Here is a 19,841-nt window from a genome sequence, read left to right as displayed (position 1 = left end):
GGCAAAACCAGCGAGCAACTTGCATGTCTAAATCCGTACAGAGCAACAGCGCGATCCTCGTTCACTTCACCCTGAAACTTGATGACGGTTCCACGGCTGAGTCTACCCGCAATAATGGTAAGCCTGCGCTGTTTCGTCTTGGTGATACCTCGCTTTCTGAAGGCCTGGAGCAGCAGCTTCTGGGGTTGAAAGAGGGTGAGACAAAAGCCTTTTCTCTGGAGCCGGACGCGGCATTTGGCGTGCCGACCCCGGACCTGATCCAGTATTTCTCGCGCCGTGAATTTATGGATGCGGGTGAACCTGAGATTGGGGCAATTATGCTCTTTACCGCAATGGATGGCAGCGAAATGCCTGGCGTGATCCGCGAAATTAACGGTGACTCTATTACCGTCGATTTCAACCATCCCCTTGCCGGGCGTACGGTCCATTTTGATATCGAAGTGCTGGAGATCGATCCGGCACTGGAGGCCTGAAATGCAGATCCTGTTGGCTAACCCGCGCGGTTTCTGCGCCGGTGTAGACCGCGCTATCAGCATTGTTGAAAATGCGCTGGAAATTTACGGCGCCCCTATTTACGTGCGTCATGAAGTGGTGCATAACCGCTACGTGGTCGACAGCCTGCGCGAGCGCGGCGCCATTTTCATTGAACAGCTCAGTGAAGTGCCGGACGGGGCGATCCTCATCTTCTCCGCCCACGGCGTCTCCCAGGCGGTACGTAACGAGGCGAAAAGCCGCGATCTGACTGTGTTTGATGCCACCTGTCCGCTGGTGACAAAAGTACATATGGAAGTCGCGCGTGCCAGCCGTCGTGGTGAAGAATCTATTCTGATTGGTCACGCAGGCCACCCGGAAGTCGAAGGCACGATGGGCCAGTACAGTAACCCGGAAGGGGGGATGTATCTGGTTGAGTCGCCGGAAGATGTAATAACGCTGAACGTGAAAAACGAAGCGAAGCTGTCGTTTATGACCCAGACCACGCTCTCCGTTGATGACACCTCTGATGTGATCGACGCATTGCGCCAGCGCTTCCCGAAAATCGTCGGGCCGCGTAAAGACGACATCTGCTACGCCACCACCAACCGTCAGGAAGCCGTGCGTGCCCTGGCTGAACAGGCGGATGTGGTGCTGGTAGTCGGATCGAAAAACTCCTCAAACTCCAATCGCCTGGCCGAGCTGGCCCAGCGTATGGGGAAAGCGGCGTTTCTGATCGACGACGCTACGGATATTCAGGAAGCGTGGGTGAAAAACGCAGCCTGCGTTGGCGTAACGGCCGGAGCTTCCGCGCCGGATATCCTGGTGCAGAACGTCATTTCCCGTCTGCAGGAACTGGGCGGCGGCGAGGCGGTACCGCTGGAAGGGCGCGAAGAGAATATTGTCTTCGAAGTCCCTAAAGAGCTGCGAATCGACGCACGAGAAGTGGAGTAATCCTTCCAAAGCCAGCAATTCATTGCTGGCTTTTTTGTTTTACCGCCCAGTGCGGTAAATCATGTCTTTTACTGATAGTTCCTGCTGTTTATCATTAAATTCTAATTATCGACGTTTTCAGATGGCGGCTTCGGCGGAGGCTGGTTAATCTGAAAACGATTTACATCATTTTAACGTAAGAGAATAACTATGCATGATGCACAGGTCCGTGTCGCAATCGCGGGCGCAGGCGGCCGTATGGGCCGTCAGTTGATTCAGGCTACGCTCCAGATGGATGGCGTTGCGCTGGGTGCCGCACTGGAGCGCGAAGGCTCTTCTCTGCTGGGGGCTGATGCCGGTGAACTGGCAGGAACCGCGAAAACTGGCGTCACCGTTCAGAGCAGCCTTGAGGCGGTAAAAGAGGATTTCGATGTCTTCATCGACTTCACGCGTCCAGAGGGCACACTGCATCACCTGGCGTTTTGCCGTCAGCACGGCAAGGGAATGGTCATTGGGACTACTGGGTTTGATGACGCGGGTAAGCAGGCCATTCAGGACGCGTCTGGAGAGATCGCTATCGTTTTTGCGGCCAACTTCAGCGTCGGCGTCAATGTGATGCTCAAGCTGCTGGAGAAGGCGGCAAAAGTCATGGGTGACTACACCGATATCGAAATTATCGAAGCGCATCACCGTTACAAAGTGGATGCCCCCTCCGGGACAGCGCTGGCAATGGGTGAAGCCATTGCTCAGGCCATGGATAAAGATCTGAAATCCTGCGCGGTGTACTCCCGTGAAGGACATACTGGCGAGCGTGTGCCGGGTACTATCGGTTTTGCTACCGTTCGCGCAGGCGACATCGTAGGCGAGCATACTGCTATGTTTGCCGATATCGGCGAGCGCGTAGAAATTACCCATAAGGCTTCGAGTCGTATGACATTCGCCAACGGGGCGATTCGTTCGGGTTTGTGGTTAAAAGGTAAGGATAAAGGTCTTTTTGATATGCGAGATGTACTCGATCTCAACAATTTATGATGATTATTACCCTTCGTGATGTGGTTATGGCAGTCATAAGAGCTTGATTGCACGGGGCAATATTTTATTGCCCCTTTATTTTAGGCCTTATATCAATCTATTAGTTCGAAAGTGTTTTTATTAACAATTATATGCCCATTTATCGTTGCGTTTTTGTAAAATTTGACCATCTGGTCCACTTTTAGGCCCTCCTTATTGAGAATTGTTGATTAAACCGCTCCGCAAGCGATTTCCTGTGTGATTTATTTGATCTTTTCAGCGCTTAAAACCTCTCTTCGCCACCAGTGACGCAAAACAACAAATAAAATACGCGTTTTAAGTTGACTTTCCCCCCTGAAATCTCCAGAATGCCGCCGTTTGCCGAAAATCCACAGGCAACAAATTTGCATTGATCCGCAACATGGTTGTGAATTAATATGCAGATAAAGTGAGTGAATATTCTCTGGAGGGTGTTTTGATTAAGTCAGCGCTATTGGTTCTGGAAGACGGAACCCAGTTTATCGGTCGGGCCATAGGGGCAACAGGTTCGGCGGTTGGGGAAGTCGTTTTCAATACTTCAATGACCGGTTATCAAGAAATCCTCACTGATCCTTCCTATTCCCGCCAAATCGTCACCCTTACTTATCCCCATATCGGCAATGTCGGCACCAATGCCGCCGATGAAGAATCTTCCCAGGTACATGCACAAGGCCTCGTCATTCGTGACCTGCCGCTGATTGCCAGCAACTACCGCAACACTGAAGACCTCTCTTCATACCTGAAGCGCCATAACATTGTGGCAATCGCCGATATCGATACCCGTAAGCTGACCCGGATTCTGCGCGAAAAAGGCGCACAGAACGGCTGTATTATCGCAGGGGACAACCTCGATGCGGCGCTGGCGCTGGAAAAAGCAAAAGCCTTCCCCGGCCTCAACGGCATGGACCTGGCGAAAGAAGTCACTACCGCAGAAGCTTATAGCTGGACGCAGGGTAGCTGGACGCTGGCTGGCGACCTGCCAGAAGCCAAAAAAGAGAGTGAACTGCCTTTCCACGTGGTGGCCTACGATTACGGCGCCAAGCGCAATATCCTGCGCATGCTGGTGGATCGCGGCTGTCGCCTGACGGTTGTTCCGGCGAAAACCCCGGCTGATGAAGTCTTGAAAATGAACCCGGACGGCATCTTCCTCTCCAATGGTCCCGGTGACCCGGCACCGTGCGATTACGCTATCGACGCGATCAAAGCTTTCCTCGAAACCGATATCCCGGTCTTCGGCATCTGCCTGGGCCATCAGCTCCTGGCGCTGGCGAGCGGTGCCAAAACCGTGAAGATGAAGTTCGGGCACCACGGGGGTAACCACCCGGTAAAAGATATCGACAACAACACGGTGATGATTACCGCGCAGAACCACGGCTTTGCCGTCGATGAAGCTTCTATGCCTGCGAACCTGCGCGTGACGCACAAGTCGCTGTTTGACCACACCCTGCAGGGGATTCATCGCACCGATAAGCCCGCGTTCAGCTTCCAGGGTCACCCGGAAGCCAGCCCTGGCCCGCACGATGCCGCACCGCTGTTCGATCACTTTATCGAACTCATCGAGCAATACCGTAAGACCGCTAAATAATCAGGAGCCGAGAAGACCATGCCAAAACGTACAGACATAAAAAGCATCCTGATCCTTGGCGCTGGCCCGATTGTTATCGGTCAGGCCTGTGAATTCGACTACTCCGGTGCGCAGGCGTGTAAAGCCCTGCGTGAAGAGGGTTACCGCGTTATCCTGGTGAACTCCAACCCGGCCACCATCATGACCGACCCGGAAATGGCCGATGCGACTTACATCGAGCCGATTCACTGGGAAGTCGTACGCAAAATTATTGAGAAGGAGCGCCCGGACGCGGTTCTGCCAACCATGGGCGGCCAGACCGCGCTGAACTGTGCGCTGGAGCTGGAGCGTCAGGGCGTACTGGAGGAGTTCGGCGTAACCATGATTGGCGCCACCGCCGATGCGATTGATAAAGCGGAAGATCGCCGTCGCTTCGACGTTGCCATGAAGAAAATCGGCCTCGATACTGCGCGTTCCGGTATTGCGCACAATATGGAAGAGGCGCTGGCCGTGGCGGCTGACGTGGGCTATCCGTGCATTATCCGTCCTTCCTTTACCATGGGTGGCACCGGCGGCGGTATCGCTTACAACCGGGAAGAGTTTGAAGAGATTTGTGCGCGTGGCCTGGATCTCTCTCCAACCAACGAACTGCTGATTGACGAATCGTTGATTGGCTGGAAAGAGTACGAGATGGAGGTGGTGCGTGATAAAAACGACAACTGCATCATCGTCTGCTCTATCGAAAACTTCGATGCGATGGGCATCCACACCGGTGACTCCATCACCGTGGCCCCGGCCCAGACCCTGACCGACAAAGAGTACCAAATCATGCGTAACGCCTCGATGGCGGTACTGCGTGAGATTGGCGTAGAAACCGGCGGCTCTAACGTCCAGTTCTCGGTCAACCCGAAAAACGGTCGTCTGATTGTTATTGAAATGAACCCGCGTGTTTCCCGTTCCTCTGCGCTGGCCTCTAAGGCCACCGGCTTCCCGATTGCGAAAGTGGCGGCGAAACTGGCGGTAGGTTACACCCTCGACGAGCTGATGAACGACATCACCGGCGGCCGCACGCCAGCGTCTTTCGAACCGTCTATCGACTACGTTGTGACCAAAATTCCACGCTTCAACTTCGAGAAATTTGCCGGCGCGAACGACCGTCTGACTACCCAGATGAAATCTGTCGGTGAAGTGATGGCGATTGGCCGCACCCAGCAGGAATCCCTGCAGAAAGCGCTGCGTGGCCTCGAAGTGGGCGCCACCGGCTTTGACCCGAAAGTGAGCCTGGATGATCCGGAAGCGCTGACCAAAATTCGCCGCGAGCTGAAAGACGCGGGCGCTGAGCGTATCTGGTACATCGCCGATGCCTTCCGTGCTGGCCTCTCCGTTGACGGCGTGTTCAACCTGACCAACATTGACCGCTGGTTCCTGGTGCAGATTGAAGAGCTGGTGCGTCTGGAAGAGAAAGTGGCAGAGCTGGGCATTAACGGCCTGGACGCTGACTTTCTGCGCGTCCTGAAGCGTAAAGGCTTCGCCGATGCGCGTCTGGCTAAGCTGGCTGGCGTGCGCGAAGCGGAAATCCGCAAGCTGCGCGACCAGTATGACCTGCACCCGGTCTACAAGCGCGTGGATACCTGCGCGGCGGAATTCTCCACCGACACCGCCTACATGTACTCCACCTATGAAGACGAGTGCGAAGCGAATCCGTCTGTCGACCGCGACAAAATCATGGTACTGGGCGGCGGTCCTAACCGTATCGGCCAGGGCATTGAGTTTGACTACTGCTGCGTCCACGCCTCGCTGGCTCTGCGCGAAGACGGTTACGAGACCATCATGGTCAACTGTAACCCGGAAACTGTCTCGACCGACTACGACACCTCGGACCGCCTCTACTTCGAGCCGGTTACCCTGGAAGACGTGCTGGAAATCGTGCGCATCGAGAAGCCGAAGGGCGTCATTGTGCAGTACGGCGGCCAGACCCCGCTGAAGCTGGCGCGCGCGCTGGAAGCAGCAGGCGTACCGGTTATCGGCACCAGCCCGGATGCGATTGACCGCGCCGAAGACCGCGAGCGTTTCCAGCAGGCGGTTGACCGTCTGAAGTTGAAGCAGCCGGCGAACGCCACCGTGACCGCGATTGAAATGGCGGTGGAGAAGGCGAAAGAGATTGGTTACCCACTGGTGGTGCGTCCATCCTACGTACTGGGCGGCCGCGCGATGGAGATCGTCTACGACGAAGCCGACCTGCGCCGTTACTTCCAGACGGCGGTGAGCGTCTCTAACGATGCGCCGGTTCTGCTCGACCGCTTCCTGGATGACGCGGTAGAGGTCGATGTAGATGCTATCTGCGATGGCGAAATGGTGCTGATTGGCGGCATCATGGAGCACATCGAGCAGGCGGGCGTGCACTCCGGTGACTCCGCCTGTTCTCTGCCAGCCTACACCCTGAGTCAGGAAATTCAGGACGTGATGCGTCAGCAGGTGCAGAAGCTGGCCTTTGAGCTGCAGGTTCGCGGCCTGATGAACGTCCAGTTCGCGGTGAAAGACAACGAAGTTTACCTGATTGAGGTGAACCCGCGTGCGGCACGTACAGTACCGTTCGTCTCTAAAGCCACCGGTGTACCGCTGGCGAAAGTAGCGGCGCGCGTGATGGCCGGTCAGACGCTGGCGCAGCAGGGCGTGACCAAAGAGATCATCCCGCCGTACTACTCGGTGAAGGAAGTGGTGCTGCCGTTCAACAAATTCCCGGGCGTTGACCCGCTGTTAGGGCCTGAAATGCGCTCTACCGGGGAAGTGATGGGCGTGGGCCGCACCTTCGCGGAAGCGTTCGCCAAAGCACAGCTGGGCAGCAATTCCACCATGAAGAAACAGGGTCGTGCGTTGCTCTCCGTTCGCGAAGGCGATAAAGAGCGCGTGGTCGACCTGGCCGCTAAGCTGCTGAAGTACGGCTTCGAGCTGGATGCAACTCACGGTACGGCGATTGTACTGGGTGAAGCGGGCATCAACCCACGTCTGGTGAACAAGGTGCATGAAGGTCGTCCGCACATTCAGGACCGTATCAAGAATGGCGAATACACCTACATCATCAACACCACCGCGGGCCGTCAGGCGATTGAAGACTCCAAGCTGATTCGCCGCAGTGCGCTGCAGTATAAAGTGCATTATGACACCACGCTGAATGGCGGTTTCGCCACCGCGATGGCGCTGAATGCTGACGCTACAGAGAAGGTGATTTCAGTGCAGGAAATGCACGCGCAAATCGCGAAGTAAGCACCAGAATGCTCTTAAAACCCGCTTCGGCGGGTTTTTTATTGCCTTTACGACCAATATTGGCGGTTGCGCTTACAGAATAGTGGCCGCATGGTTAGCGCACTCATCTTAAAAGGAGTTTCTTGTGAATCGTACAATTGCGCTGATCTCGCTGGTGGCGTTGCTCTCTGGATGCGCGGATTTCGCCTCCTCTGTTACCAATACCATCGATAGCATGGGTATGACGCCCGACTATGCTAAAGGGTTGAAAGAGGATCTGGAGGGGCAGAAAAAGCTCACGACACCTGAGGTGAAGGTGGCGGACAACGTGCCGGAAGGCAAGCTGGTGGAGAAGTACGACAATGGCAGCAAGAAGTTTGAAACCGTGGTCAAAAACCGCTGTTTTGATGAGTACATTGATGTCTACTATCCCAATGGCGTGTTAAGAAGCCATACGCCGCTGGTCAATTGCAAAGCCAGCGGGGTTTCTCAGGGCTACACCCAGGACGGCAAACTGCATTCGACCATCACCTTTAAAGAGAGTGAGGCTAACGGAGAGGCGAAGACCTACGATGCCAACGGCAAAGTGGTGAAGACGGTGATCTATAAAGAGGGTCTGCCGGTAAAAAGCTAAGAGTGTTCTGTATTTACCCCTGCAGGCGGAATATTCCACTATAGTATTACGCTAAACGACACGTCTTGACTGACCCAGGGAGAATACAATGAACAACAAACTGCTGATGACCTCCATTTTTGCTGCCGCTGCTCTGTTTACCGTTGCCGGCTGCTCTTCTAACCAGTCAGTAAAAACGACTGATGGTAAAACTATTGTCACCGACGGCAAACCGCAGGTGGATGATGATACGGGTCTGGTTTCTTACAAAAATGCTGAGACCGGGCAGACAGAGCAGATTAACCGCGATCAGGTAAAATCAATGGGCGAACTCGATAACTAGTTCAGATTTACCCATTTAGCTCGTCAATATTATTCACTATTAGCCTGTTAGATTACTGACTACACTCTTTCCTTAAAAGAGAGCAGTAAATCAACAGGCTAATACATGATCTTAATTATTTATGCTCACCCTTATCCGCAGCACTCGCATGCGAATAAGCGGATGCTGGAGCAGGTAAGGAATCTCGACGGCGTAGAAGTACGCTCGCTCTATCAACTCTATCCCGATTTCAATATCGATATCGCCGCCGAACAGGAAGCGCTATCTCGTGCCGATCTCATCGTCTGGCAACATCCTATGCAGTGGTACAGCACGCCACCTCTGTTAAAACTCTGGATCGATAAAGTCTTCTCGCACGGCTGGGCGTATGGCCACAACGGTCAAGCGCTGCAGGGCAAAAGTCTGCTCTGGGCGGTGACCACCGGCGGGGGGGAGAGCCACTTCGATATCGGCGATTTCCCGGGCTTTGATGTGCTGGCGCAGCCACTTCAGGCGACCGCGCTCTATTGTGGATTACATTGGCTCCCGCCTTTCGCGATGCACTGCACCTTCGTTTGCGACGATGAAACGCTGCAAGCGCAGGCGCGTCATTACAAACAACGTTTACTCGACTGGCAGGAGAAGCACCATGGATAGCCATACGCTGATTCAGGCGCTGATCTATTTAGGCGCGGCGGCACTGATCGTGCCGGTTGCGGTACGGCTGGGGCTGGGATCGGTTCTCGGTTATCTCATCGCTGGCTGTGTCATTGGCCCCTGGGGATTGCGCTTAGTAACAGATGCCGAGTCGATCCTGCATTTTGCGGAAATCGGCGTGGTGCTGATGCTGTTTGTTATCGGTCTGGAGCTGGATCCGCGTCGTTTATGGACGCTACGGGCATCGGTATTTGGCGGCGGGGCGCTACAGATGATTGCCTGCGGCCTGCTGCTGGGTGGGTTCTGTATGCTGCTGGGTATGGAGTGGAAAGTGGCAGAGTTGATCGGCATGACGCTGGCGCTCTCCTCTACCGCCATTGCCATGCAGGCGATGAACGAACGTAATCTGACTGTTTCGCAAATGGGGCGCAGCACGTTCTCGGTGCTGCTGTTCCAGGATATTGCCGCCATTCCTTTGGTGGCAATGATCCCCCTCCTGGCAGCCTCTGGCGCCTCGACAACGCTGGGGGCGTTTGCGCTCTCGGCACTGAAAGTTGCGGGCGCGCTGGCGCTGGTGATCCTGCTGGGACGCTATGTTACCCGGCCGCTGCTGCGCTTTGTCGCGCGCTCTGGCCTGCGTGAAGTCTTCAGCGCCGTGGCATTGTTCCTGGTCTTTGGCTTCGGTTTGCTGCTGGAAGAGGCCGGATTATCGATGGCGATGGGGGCATTCCTGGCCGGGGTACTGCTGGCCAGCTCGGAATATCGTCATGCGCTGGAAAGCGATATTGAGCCATTTAAAGGCTTGTTGCTTGGGCTGTTCTTTATTGGCGTTGGGATGTCGGTCGACTTTGGTACGCTGGTGACGCATCCGCTGCGGATCCTGGTGCTACTGGTCGGTTTCCTGGTCATCAAGATGGCGGTGTTATGGCTTGTTGCCCGTCCGCTGAACGTGCCTAATCAACAGCGTCGCTGGTTTGCCGTATTGCTGGGGCAGGGGAGTGAATTTGCCTTCGTGGTTTTTGGCGCGGCGCAGATGGCGAACGTACTGGATCCTGAATGGGCAAAAGCCTTAACCCTGGCGGTGGCGCTCTCGATGGCGGTTACGCCACTCTTGCTGGTGCTCTTAACTCGCCTGGAAAATGCGGGCAGCGGCCACGAGCGTGAGGCTGATGAGATTGATGAAGAACAACCTCGCGTGATTATCGCCGGGTTTGGCCGCTTTGGTCAGATTACTGGCCGCTTACTGCTGTCGAGTGGCGTAAAGATGGTCATACTTGATCACGATCCGGACCATATCGAAACGCTGCGTAAATTTGATATGAAGGTGTTCTATGGCGATGCCACCCGGGTCGATCTGCTGGAGTCGGCGGGTGCCAGTAAGGCTGAGGTGCTGATCAACGCCATCGACGATCCTGAAACCAGCCTGCAGCTGGCGAAGCTGGCGCAGGAACATTTCCCACACCTGAAGATCATCTCTCGTGCGCGCGATGTGGATCATTACATCCAGCTACGGCAGGCCGGTGTTGAAGCTCCCGAGCGTGAAACCTTCGAAGGGGCGCTGAAATCAGGGCGTCTGGCGCTGGAAAAGCTGGGGCTGGGTGCCTACGAGGCGCGGGAGCGTGCCGATCTGTTCCGCCGCTTTAACATTGAGATGGTGGAAGAGATGGCCGCAATGACCGAAAGTGACGCGTCGTCGCGTGCCGCGGTCGTCAAACGTACCAGCGCGATGCTGACCGAAATCATCAGCGAAGATCGTAATCATCTCTCACTGATTCAGCGTCATGGATGGCAAGGGACCGAAGAGGGTAAGCATACGGGCAACCCTGCGGATGAGCCAGAGAGTAAACCTATGACCTGAAGAGGCCTCGACAGCAATATTTAAATATTTCCGCTTCTTTACTCTGCCGCCCGTCGACGAAAGATTAAGCTTTACGTATAGTGGCGGCAATTTTTATATCCGGGAAATTTTTCAATGATCAGTCTGATTGCAGCGCTGGCGGTAGATCGCGTTATCGGTATGGAAAACGCCATGCCATGGAACCTGCCTGCCGATCTCGCATGGTTTAAACGTACCACGCTGAACAAGCCAGTAGTGATGGGCCGCCTGACCTGGGAGTCAATTGGTCGTCCTTTACCTGGCCGTAAGAACATTGTCATCAGTAGCCAGCCAGGCACCGATGATCGCGTTGAGTGGGTTAAATCTGTCGATGAAGCTATCGCCGCCTGTGGCGACGCGGAAGAAATTATGGTGATTGGCGGCGGCCGTGTTTACGAGCAGTTCCTGCCAAAAGCCCAGAAACTCTACCTGACCCATATCGATGCGGAAGTGGAAGGCGATACCCATTTCCCGGATTACGATCCGGATGAATGGGAGTCGGTCTTCAGTGAGTTTCACGATGCGGACGCACAAAACTCGCACAGCTACTGCTTTGAGATCCTTGAGCGTCGCTAGCTGCGTTACGCACCTCTTTTTGACGAGAGGTGCGTACTTTCCTTAAGAGGCAACCGCCTCGTCGTCGCCTAAATTCGGCTGACGATTCGATGGTTGAATAAACCAGGCTTTATCTTCCCAGCGCAGGCAGGTGAGATCGCCACCCCAACAACAGCCGGTATCCAGAGCATAGATGCCCTCTGGCGTGCCTTTCCCCTCCAGTGATGCCCAGTGACCAAAGGCCACGCTATAGCTTTCCGTCACCGGCCCGGGGATAGCAAACCAGGGCTTGAGCGGCGCAGGCGCACTCTCGGGAACATCCTTGCAGTACATATCCAGCTGACCGTTCGGGAAGCAGTAACGCATGCGGGTAAAGGCGTTGGAGATAAATCGCAGGCGTGCCAGACCGCTCAGCTCAAGGCTCCAGTTATTCGGCATGTCGCCGTACATGGCATCGAGGAAGAAGGGGTAAGAGTCGCTGGTCAGCACCGCTTCTACATCACGCGCGCACTCTTTAGCGGTTTGCAGATCCCACTGCGGCGTAATCCCCGCGTGGGCCATCACCAGCTTCTTCTCTTCATCGATTTGCAGCAGCGGCTGACGGCGTAACCAGTTGATGAGTTCATCGGCATCCGGCGCATCCAGCAGCGGAGTGATACGATCTTTTGGCTTGTTACGGCTGATGCCGGCATAGACCGCCAGCAGATGGAGATCGTGGTTGCCCAGCACGACGCGAACGCTATCGCCGAGTGATTTAACGTAGCGTAACACTTCCAGCGAGCCTGGGCCGCGCGCGACCAGATCGCCCGTCAGCCACAGCGTGTCTTTGCCCGGTGTAAACTCCACCTGCTTTAACAACGCGATCAGTTCATCGTAGCAACCGTGAACGTCGCCAATAAGGTATGTAGACATGTTTTAGTGAATGAGTGTTGGGACAGCCAGACGGAAAACAGGAATGGCAATACGGAAGGTATTGCCGTCGGCATCGACCATTTCGTAATGGCCCTGCATGGTGCCCAGCGGCGTTTCGATGACCGCACCGCTGGTGTATTGATACTCTTCGCCAGGGGCGATATGCGGTTGTTCACCAACGACGCCTTCCCCCTGGACTTCGATTTCACGGCCGTTGCCATTGGTGATCAGCCAGTAGCGCCCAAGCAGTTGCACAGGCGTTCGCCCCAGGTTACGGATGGTGACGGTATAGGCAAAGACATAACGCTCTTCATCCGGCGTGGATTGCGATTCGATATAGAGACTTTGCACCTGAACACATACGCGGGGCGAATCAATCATGGCTTAGCTCTCCTTCGGCGGCGTATTTTCGCTGATGTAATTAGCCAGCTTGCAGTACTGCTCGACAGAAATATTTTCCGCACGCATTGCCGGATCGATGCCCAGCTCAGATAACACCTCAACGGTAAACGAGTTACTCAGGCTGTTGCGGATCGTTTTCCGGCGCTGATTAAAGGCTTCCGTCGTAATGCGGCTCAGTACGCGCAGATCTTTTACTGGATAAGGCATCGTGGTATGAGGAACCAGACGCACCACCGCAGAGTCCACCTTTGGCGGTGGCGTAAAGGCCGTCGGCGGCACTTCAAGTACCGGGATGACGTTGCAATAATATTGCGCCATTACACTCAGTCGACCATACGCTTTACTGTTCGGCCCTGCAACCAGTCGATTCACCACCTCTTTCTGCAACATAAAGTGCATGTCGGCGATGGCATCAGTATAGCTAAACAGGTGGAACATCAGCGGCGTCGAGATGTTGTACGGCAGGTTACCAAACACGCGCAGCGGCTGGCCCATTTTCTCTGACAATTCGCCAAAGTTCATGGTCATCGCATCCTGCTGATAGATAGTCAGCTTCGGCCCGAGGAAGGGGTGCGTTTGCAGGCGCGCCGCCAGATCGCGGTCCAGCTCGATAACCGTCAGCGCGTCAAGACGCTCACCGACCGGTTCAGTCAACGCAGCAAGACCTGGGCCGATCTCGACCATTGCCTGGCCTTTCTGTGGATTGATAGCCGAAACAATACTTTCGATCACAAACTGATCGTTGAGGAAGTTTTGCCCGAAACGTTTACGGGCTAAGTGGCCCTGATGGACGCGATTATTCATTGAGTATTAACAATCATTTTGATGGCGAGATTAAGCGCCGTAATAAAACTGCCGACATCTGCCTGGCCCAGGCCTGCTAAATCAAGTGCAGTACCGTGGTCAACGGACGTTCGAATAAAGGGTAAACCGAGGGTGATGTTCACGCCGCGGCCAAATCCCTGGTATTTTAGCACGGGAAGGCCCTGATCGTGGTACATCGCCAGCACGGCATCGGCATTCTCGAGATATTTGGGCTGGAAAAGGGTATCGGCAGGCAGTGGCCCGCTGAGATTCATCCCTTTCGCACGCATCTCGTTGAGGACCGGGATAATGGTGTCGATCTCTTCTGTACCCATGTGCCCGCCTTCCCCGGCATGGGGATTCAGGCCGCAGACCAGTACGTGCGGTTGCTCAATACCGAATTTAGTCTGCAAATCATGATGCAGAATCCCGATAATTTCCCGCAAAAGTGCCGGGGTAATGGCATCAGGAATCGCCTTAATGGGCAGGTGGGTGGTGACCAGCGCCACGCGCATCTCTTCAGTGGCCAACATCATCACCACTTTCGGGCTATGCGAGCGCTCTTCAAAGAATTCGGTATGCCCTGTAAAAGCAATACCTGCGTCGTTGATCACCCCCTTGTGCACCGGACCGGTAATCAGCGCCGCAAATTCGCCGTTCAGACAGCCATCGCAGGCACGCGCCAGGGTCTCTACCACGTAGTGACCATTTTCGGTGCTGAGCTGACCGGGAATCACGGGTGCGCGCAGCGGGACATTGAGCAGGGTTAAGGTCCCCGCTTGCTGGGGAACCGGCTGCAGGGCGGCATCATAGGGGAGGAGAGATAAAGGCAGACCGAGCAGTGCCGCCCGGTCTTGTAACAGTGTGGCGTCAGCACAGATGACCAGCTCTACCGGCCAACTTCGTTGCGCGAGCTGGACAACGAGGTCCGGACCAATCCCGGCGGGTTCGCCGGGAGTGATGACAACACGGTGGTGTTTCATTAGTTGCTCAATACTTTCACGTAAGCGCTGGCGCGTTGCTCCTGCATCCAGGTCGCCGCTTCTTCCGAGAATTTACGATTGAACAGCATGCGATACGCGCGATCTTTCTGCGCCGCATCGGTCTTATCCACGCTGCGGGTATCCATCAGTTCGATCAGGTGCCAGCCAAAGGTGGAGTGAACCGGCGCGCTCATCTGGCCCTTGTTCAGCTTCATCAGCGCATCACGGAAGGCCGGATCGTAGATATCGGCTGCCGCCCAGCCCAGATCGCCGCCCTGGTTAGCAGAGCCTGGATCCTGAGAAAACTCTTTTGCCGCATTGGCGAAAGAGGTTTTTCCGCTACGAATATCTGCAGCAATCTGCTCCAGCTTCACGCGTGCCTGATCGTCGTTCATGATCGGTGATGGCTTCAGCAAGATATGACGGGCATGCACTTCCGTGACAGAGATGCTCTGGCTCTGGCCGCGCAGGTCGTTCACTTTCAGGATGTGGAAGCCAACGCCCGAGCGGATCGGACCAATGACGTCACCTTTCTTCGCGGTGCTCAAAGCCTGAGCGAAGATAGACGGCAGCTCCTGGATACGGCCCCAACCCATCTGGCCGCCTTTCAGCGCCTGCTGGTCGGCAGAGTAAGTGATTGCCAGTTTGCCAAAATCACCGCCGTTTTTCGCCTGATCGACGATGGAACGCGCCTGGTTTTCCGCATCAGCAACCTGATCGGAGGAAGGATTTTCCGGCAGTGGGATCAAGATGTGGCTCAGGTTCAGCTCTGTACTGGCATCGTTCTGGTTACCCACCTGTTTCGCCAACTGATCCACTTCCTGAGGCAGGATGGTGACACGACGACGGACTTCGTTGTTACGCACCTCAGAAATCAGCATCTCTTTGCGAATCTGATTACGATAGGTTGAGTAGCTAATACCGTCATAGGCCAGACGGCTGCGCATCTGATCTGCAGACATGTTGTTTTGTTTAGCGATGTTCGCGATCGCCTGATCGAGCTGTTCGTCAGAGATCTTCACACCCATTTTTTGACCCATCTGCAGAACGATCTGATCCATGATCAGACGTTCAAGGATCTGATGACGCAGCGTGGCATCATCCGGAAGTTGCTGACCTGCCTGACCCGCGTTGAGCTTCACAGACTGCATTAAACCATCAACGTCGCTCTCAAGTACTACACCGTTGTTCACAACGGCTGCGACTTTATCGACAACCTGTGGGGCCGCGAAGCTGGTATTCGCAACCATGGCGATACCGAGCAGCAGCGTTTTCCAGTTCTTCATACTTTTTCCATTTCAATTAACCGCAAATGCGGATTACGTTGTCATTCAAGTGCATCACAGAGAATTTTGGTACGGCAGAATGTTAGAACGCAGCATCTGCTGAGTACCCAGGCCGTAATTCGAACTCAGGCCACGCAGTTCGATGTTAAAGCCGATAACTTTATCGTATTCGCTCTGCTGGCGAGTTGTATCCCAACCGTTCAGCTTACGTTCGTAGCCGACAGTGATAGCGTAGCAGCAGGAGTTATACTGCAGCCCCACCATCTGATCGGCCGGCTTGCTGGTGTTGGTGTCAAAGTAGTACGCACCCACGACGGACCAGCGATCGGCGATCGGCCAGCTTGCTGTGCCACCCACCTGCGAAATGCCCTCTTTGTACTGCGCAGCATTCCAGGTCTTGTCATTATTGTCTCTCGGTAATGTAGCGCGGATGTACTCCGGGCTGGCGTAGCGATAGCTTAGCTGCACCAGACGGTCTTCATCGCGACGATACTCAATGGTGCCGCTACCGGTTGAGACATTGTTCAGGCGGGTGTCGTACTGTACGCCGCCGCGCAGGCCCCAACGGTCGGTCATGCGCCAGTAGGTGTCTCCAGCCCAGACCAGGGAGCCCGTTTTGTTGTCGTCTTCCCACTGGACATTGTCATCACCGGTACGAGACTCGGTGAAATAGTAGATTTGACCAACAGAAACGTTAAAACGTTCAACCTGAGCGTCATCATAAACGCGGGAGGTTACCCCGGTCGTCAGTTGATTGGCAGAGGCAATGCGGTCCAGACCACCGTAAGTACGGTCACGGAACAGCCCGCTATAGTCGGATTGCAGGAAAGATGAGTCGTAGTTCTGGATATTGCTCTGATCGCGATAAGGCACGTACAAGTACTGCATACGCGGCTCCAGTGTCTGGGTATAGCCGTTTGCCAGGTTCATATCACGTTCAAAAATCAGCTTACCGTCCATCTTGAATTGCGGAAGGGTACGGTTTACAGAGTCATCTAATTGAGCATAATCATCGATTTTTTTCTGCTGATAGTGGGTTGCCATCAGCTTCGCTTCGGTATCGAGACTTGCCCAGTTATTCGACAACGGCAGATTAATCGTTGGCTCTAAATGTACACGCGTGGATTCCGGCATGTCGTCATTAGTGTTAACGAAGTGCACCGCCTGGGCATAAACGCGAGTATCGAACGGCCCGACATCATTTTGATACCAGTTAACATCAAGCTGCGGCTCGGCAGCATAGGTGCTGCGGGTCTGGGTGTTGAAGACCTGGAACTGTTTGGTGGAGACCGTCGCGTTAAAATTCTGTACCGCATAGCCGGCGCTAAAAATCTGCGTTGCATAGCCGTCAGTACTGGAACCATATTTGGAATCAAAGTCATTGAAATAGGATGGGTCGCTGACCTTGGTGTAGTTGACGTTGAAACGCCACACCTGATCCATCACACCCGCATGCTGCCAGTAGAATAACCAGCGATGACGATCGTCTCCGGATGGATTATTTTTGGCATCATCTCGGTAGACATCATCGGAAGGCAGATAATCCAGCTCCATGACACCCGCGCCCGCCTGCGACAGATAGCGGAACTCATTCTCCCACATGATATTGCCGCGCTTATGGATATAGTGCGGTGTAATCGTGGCATCCATGTTTGGCGCGATGTTCCAGTAGTACGGCAGGTAAAACTCGAAGTAGTTACTGGTGCTGTATTTCGCATTCGGGATCAGGAAACCTGAACGGCGCTTATCGCCAACCGGCAGCTGGAGGTAAGGGCTGTAGAAGATCGGCACCGGGCCGAGCTTGAAGCGGGCGTTCCAGATCTCTGCAACTTGCTCTTCGCGGTCATGGATCACTTCGCTTCCCACGACGCTCCAGGTATTAGAGCCGGGCAGACAGGAGGTGAAGGTGCCGTTTTCCAGAATGGTATAGCGGTTTTCACCGCGCTGTTTCATCAGATCGGCGTTACCGCGACCCTGACGACCCACCATCTGGTAATCGCCTTCCCAGACGTTGGTATCTTTGGTATTAAGATTTGCCCAACCTTTCGGACCTTTCAGAATGACCTGATTATCGTCATAGTGCACATTACCCAGCGCATCAACAGTTCGCACCGGTTCGGCGGCACCGTCAGGCTGCTTTTGATGAAGCTGAACCTCATCGGCCTGCAGACGGCTATTACCCTGTGCAATATCGACATTGCCGTGGAAAACGGCATTGTCAGGGTAATTACCTTTTGCGTTATCCGCAGTGATGGTGACCGGTAAGTCGTTCGTATCACCCTGAACCAACGGGCGATTATAGCTGGGAACACCCAGCATACATTGCGAGGCGAGATCGGCTGCCAGTCCCTGTTGTGTATAGAGGGCAGTGCCAATCATTGTGGCCAGAAGGGTGGGGATACGTTTTTTCATACGTTTTATTTGTTGTTCCGTCATCAGTGGCTATACGCTGGCAAACGGTCAGAGACTATCTTACTCATCATCGCAGTGCCAGCGTTAATCCTGCCCGTTTGCGAGCCGTGGTGATAGGCTCGCTATTGAATGACGAGTATGATAATGCAAATTATAGGCGATGTCCTTCAATTGACCGTGGCGAGACCACAGGAATGATGGCATTGCACAGGATCAGATCCATCACCATTTGGGGAGTATATGCAGTATTGGGGAAAAATTATCGGCGTGGCGTTCGCATTAATGATGGGCGCAGGCTTCTGGGGCATCATTCTGGGGCTGATTATCGGCCATATGTTTGATAAAGCTCGCAGTCGTAAGATGGCCTGGTTCGCCAATCAGCAACAGCGTCAGGCCCTCTTTTTTGCGACGACCTTCGAAGTGATGGGGCATCTGACCAAATCAAAAGGGCGCGTGACAGAGGCGGACATTCACGTCGCCAGCCAGTTTATGGACCGAATGAACCTGCACGGGGATTCGCGTGCGGCGGCGCAACATGCATTTCGCGTAGGTAAGGCGGATAACTATCCCCTGCGTGAAAAGATGCGTCAGTTCCGTAGCGTCTGTTTCGGTCGTTTTGATTTGATTCGTATGTTCCTTGAGATCCAGATTCAGGCAGCCTTTGCCGATGGTTCGCTTCATCCTAACGAACGCGACGTGCTGTATGTCATTGCGGAAGAGCTCGGTATCTCACGAATGCAGTTTGACCAGTTCCTGCGCATGATGCAGGGCGGAGCGCAGTTCGGTGGCGGTTACCAACAGCAGCAATCTTCTGGCGGCGGCTGGCAGCAGGCGCAACGTGGCCCGACGCTGGAAGATGCCTGTAACGTGCTGGGCGTGAAGCCAACGGACGATGGCCCAACCATTAAGCGCGCCTATCGTCGACTGATGAGCGAACATCATCCGGATAAGCTGGTGGCGAAGGGGTTACCGCCAGAAATGATGGAGATGGCGAAGCAGAAAGCGCAGGAGATTCAGAAAGCGTATGAGCTCATAAAAGAGCAGAAAGGCTTTAAATAAGATACGCCCGGTATAGCCGGGCGTTATTTTAGAAGTCGACCGGGGCTTTAAAGGTCATCGCATTCCCGAAAGCGGGATGGGTGATGGTCAGCATCCGGGCATGCAGTTGCAGGCGAGGCGCCAGCGCGCGCGCCTCCGGTGGCGCATAGAAGCGATCCCCAAGAATCGGATGCCCCAATGCCAGCATATGCACGCGCAGCTGGTGTGAGCGGCCGGTAATCGGTTTTAGCAGGACCCGTGCCGTATTATCCGGCGCGTACTCCAGCACTTCATACTCAGTCTGCGCCGGTTTGCCTGTCTCATAGCAGACCATCTGCTTCGGACGGTTTGGCCAGTCGCAAATCAGGGGCAGATCCACCAGCCCTTCGGCTTTCTCCGGGTGCCCCCAGACGCGGGCAATATACTCTTTTTTGGGCTCACGCTCTCGGAACTGGCGCTTAAGCTCCCGCTCCGCCGCTTTGGTCAGCGCCACCACAATCACGCCGCTGGTGGCCATATCCAGACGATGAACCGACTCTGCCAGCGGATAATCGCGCTGAATGCGCGTCATCACGCTGTCTTTGTGTTCATCCAGACGGCCCGGTACGGATAACAGACCGCTCGGCTTGTTGACCACCATGATATGTTCATCCTGATACAGGATAACCAGCCAGGGATCCTGCGGCGGATTGTAGGGCTCCATTTGCATGCTGCGCTCCG

Annotated in this window: 18 protein-coding genes; 11 read left to right on the top strand and 7 right to left on the bottom strand. The window is 54.7% G+C overall.

The genetic code is table 11. The features are described from left to right. Positions 1 to 23: 23 nt before the first annotated feature. From fkpB to folA, 10 genes are all read left to right on the top strand, one after another. On the top strand, positions 24 to 473 hold the full coding sequence (gene fkpB / locus WFN75_RS13125) for an FKBP-type peptidyl-prolyl cis-trans isomerase (RefSeq protein ID WP_040077225.1): 450 nt from the start codon (positions 24 to 26) through the stop codon (positions 471 to 473). 1 nt (position 474) lies between these two features. Then, positions 475 to 1,425 (top strand): 4-hydroxy-3-methylbut-2-enyl diphosphate reductase, encoded by a 951-nt coding sequence (gene ispH, locus WFN75_RS13120; protein WP_040077224.1) that lies wholly within the window; start codon positions 475 to 477, stop codon positions 1,423 to 1,425. A 189-nt stretch (positions 1,426 to 1,614) separates the two neighbouring features. Then, on the top strand, positions 1,615 to 2,436 hold the full coding sequence (gene dapB / locus WFN75_RS13115) for a 4-hydroxy-tetrahydrodipicolinate reductase (protein WP_336996296.1): 822 nt from the start codon (positions 1,615 to 1,617) through the stop codon (positions 2,434 to 2,436). 454 nt (positions 2,437 to 2,890) lie between these two features. Continuing rightward, on the top strand, positions 2,891 to 4,039 hold the full coding sequence (gene carA, locus WFN75_RS13110; protein ID WP_046885014.1) for a glutamine-hydrolyzing carbamoyl-phosphate synthase small subunit: 1,149 nt from the start codon (positions 2,891 to 2,893) through the stop codon (positions 4,037 to 4,039). Positions 4,040 to 4,057: 18 nt separating this feature from the next. Beyond that, complete coding sequence (gene carB / locus WFN75_RS13105; protein WP_040077219.1) at positions 4,058 to 7,282, top strand: carbamoyl-phosphate synthase large subunit; 3,225 nt, start codon at positions 4,058 to 4,060, stop codon at positions 7,280 to 7,282. Positions 7,283 to 7,406: 124 nt separating this feature from the next. Continuing rightward, positions 7,407 to 7,895 carry a toxin-antitoxin system YwqK family antitoxin gene (locus WFN75_RS13100; RefSeq protein WP_336996295.1) on the top strand — a complete coding sequence of 163 codons (489 nt, stop codon included), beginning with the start codon at positions 7,407 to 7,409 and terminating at the stop codon, positions 7,893 to 7,895. 88 nt (positions 7,896 to 7,983) lie between these two features. Next, positions 7,984 to 8,217, top strand: a complete 234-nt coding sequence (locus WFN75_RS13095; RefSeq protein ID WP_046885013.1) for a YgdI/YgdR family lipoprotein — start codon at positions 7,984 to 7,986, stop codon at positions 8,215 to 8,217. 105 nt (positions 8,218 to 8,322) lie between these two features. Further along, positions 8,323 to 8,853 carry a glutathione-regulated potassium-efflux system oxidoreductase KefF gene (gene kefF, locus WFN75_RS13090; RefSeq protein ID WP_207292976.1) on the top strand — a complete coding sequence of 177 codons (531 nt, stop codon included), beginning with the start codon at positions 8,323 to 8,325 and terminating at the stop codon, positions 8,851 to 8,853. Next, positions 8,846 to 10,711 (top strand): glutathione-regulated potassium-efflux system protein KefC, encoded by a 1,866-nt coding sequence (kefC, locus tag WFN75_RS13085; protein ID WP_212477251.1) that lies wholly within the window; start codon positions 8,846 to 8,848, stop codon positions 10,709 to 10,711. Before kefF ends, kefC begins: the two co-directional genes overlap by 8 nt. Positions 10,712 to 10,825: 114 nt before the next feature. After that, positions 10,826 to 11,305, top strand: a complete 480-nt coding sequence (folA, locus tag WFN75_RS13080; protein WP_006173915.1) for a type 3 dihydrofolate reductase — start codon at positions 10,826 to 10,828, stop codon at positions 11,303 to 11,305. Positions 11,306 to 11,347: 42 nt separating this feature from the next. Here folA and apaH read toward each other — a convergent pair whose 3' ends face one another. Genes apaH through lptD form a run of 6 tightly spaced genes read right to left on the bottom strand, consistent with a single transcriptional unit; the run spans position 11,348 to position 18,083 of the window. Further along, positions 11,348 to 12,196, bottom strand: a complete 849-nt coding sequence (gene apaH, locus WFN75_RS13075) for a bis(5'-nucleosyl)-tetraphosphatase (symmetrical) ApaH (protein ID WP_336996294.1) — start codon at positions 12,194 to 12,196, stop codon at positions 11,348 to 11,350. 3 nt (positions 12,197 to 12,199) lie between these two features. Continuing rightward, a complete protein-coding gene (gene apaG, locus WFN75_RS13070; RefSeq protein WP_040077213.1) occupies positions 12,200 to 12,577 on the bottom strand; it encodes a Co2+/Mg2+ efflux protein ApaG in 378 nt (125 codons plus the stop codon). Positions 12,578 to 12,580: 3 nt separating this feature from the next. Beyond that, on the bottom strand, positions 12,581 to 13,402 hold the full coding sequence (gene rsmA, locus WFN75_RS13065) for a 16S rRNA (adenine(1518)-N(6)/adenine(1519)-N(6))-dimethyltransferase RsmA (protein WP_046885009.1): 822 nt from the start codon (positions 13,400 to 13,402) through the stop codon (positions 12,581 to 12,583). Next, the gene (gene pdxA / locus WFN75_RS13060; protein WP_263616184.1) at positions 13,399 to 14,385 is read right to left on the bottom strand and encodes a 4-hydroxythreonine-4-phosphate dehydrogenase PdxA; all 987 of its coding nucleotides are present in this window, start codon (positions 14,383 to 14,385) and stop codon (positions 13,399 to 13,401) included. Before pdxA ends, rsmA begins: the two co-directional genes overlap by 4 nt. Beyond that, complete coding sequence (gene surA, locus WFN75_RS13055) at positions 14,385 to 15,671, bottom strand: peptidylprolyl isomerase SurA (protein WP_040077208.1); 1,287 nt, start codon at positions 15,669 to 15,671, stop codon at positions 14,385 to 14,387. Before surA ends, pdxA begins: the two co-directional genes overlap by 1 nt. A gap of 54 nt (positions 15,672 to 15,725) precedes the next feature. Next, a complete protein-coding gene (gene lptD / locus WFN75_RS13050; RefSeq protein WP_336996293.1) occupies positions 15,726 to 18,083 on the bottom strand; it encodes an LPS assembly protein LptD in 2,358 nt (785 codons plus the stop codon). A 240-nt stretch (positions 18,084 to 18,323) separates the two neighbouring features. Between lptD and djlA the strand changes: the two genes are divergently transcribed. After that, positions 18,324 to 19,142, top strand: a complete 819-nt coding sequence (djlA, locus tag WFN75_RS13045) for a co-chaperone DjlA (protein WP_040077205.1) — start codon at positions 18,324 to 18,326, stop codon at positions 19,140 to 19,142. 28 nt (positions 19,143 to 19,170) lie between these two features. Here the strand turns inward: djlA and rluA are convergent, their stop codons facing one another. Then, positions 19,171 to 19,830 (bottom strand): bifunctional tRNA pseudouridine(32) synthase/23S rRNA pseudouridine(746) synthase RluA, encoded by a 660-nt coding sequence (rluA, locus tag WFN75_RS13040; RefSeq protein WP_336996292.1) that lies wholly within the window; start codon positions 19,828 to 19,830, stop codon positions 19,171 to 19,173. Positions 19,831 to 19,841 lie beyond the last annotated feature (11 nt).

This window comes from Leclercia sp. UBA7405 (assembly GCF_037152215.1).
Taxonomy (GTDB): domain Bacteria; phylum Pseudomonadota; class Gammaproteobacteria; order Enterobacterales; family Enterobacteriaceae; genus Enterobacter; species Enterobacter pneumoniae.
This window is presented reverse-complemented; position numbering and strand designations above follow the sequence as displayed.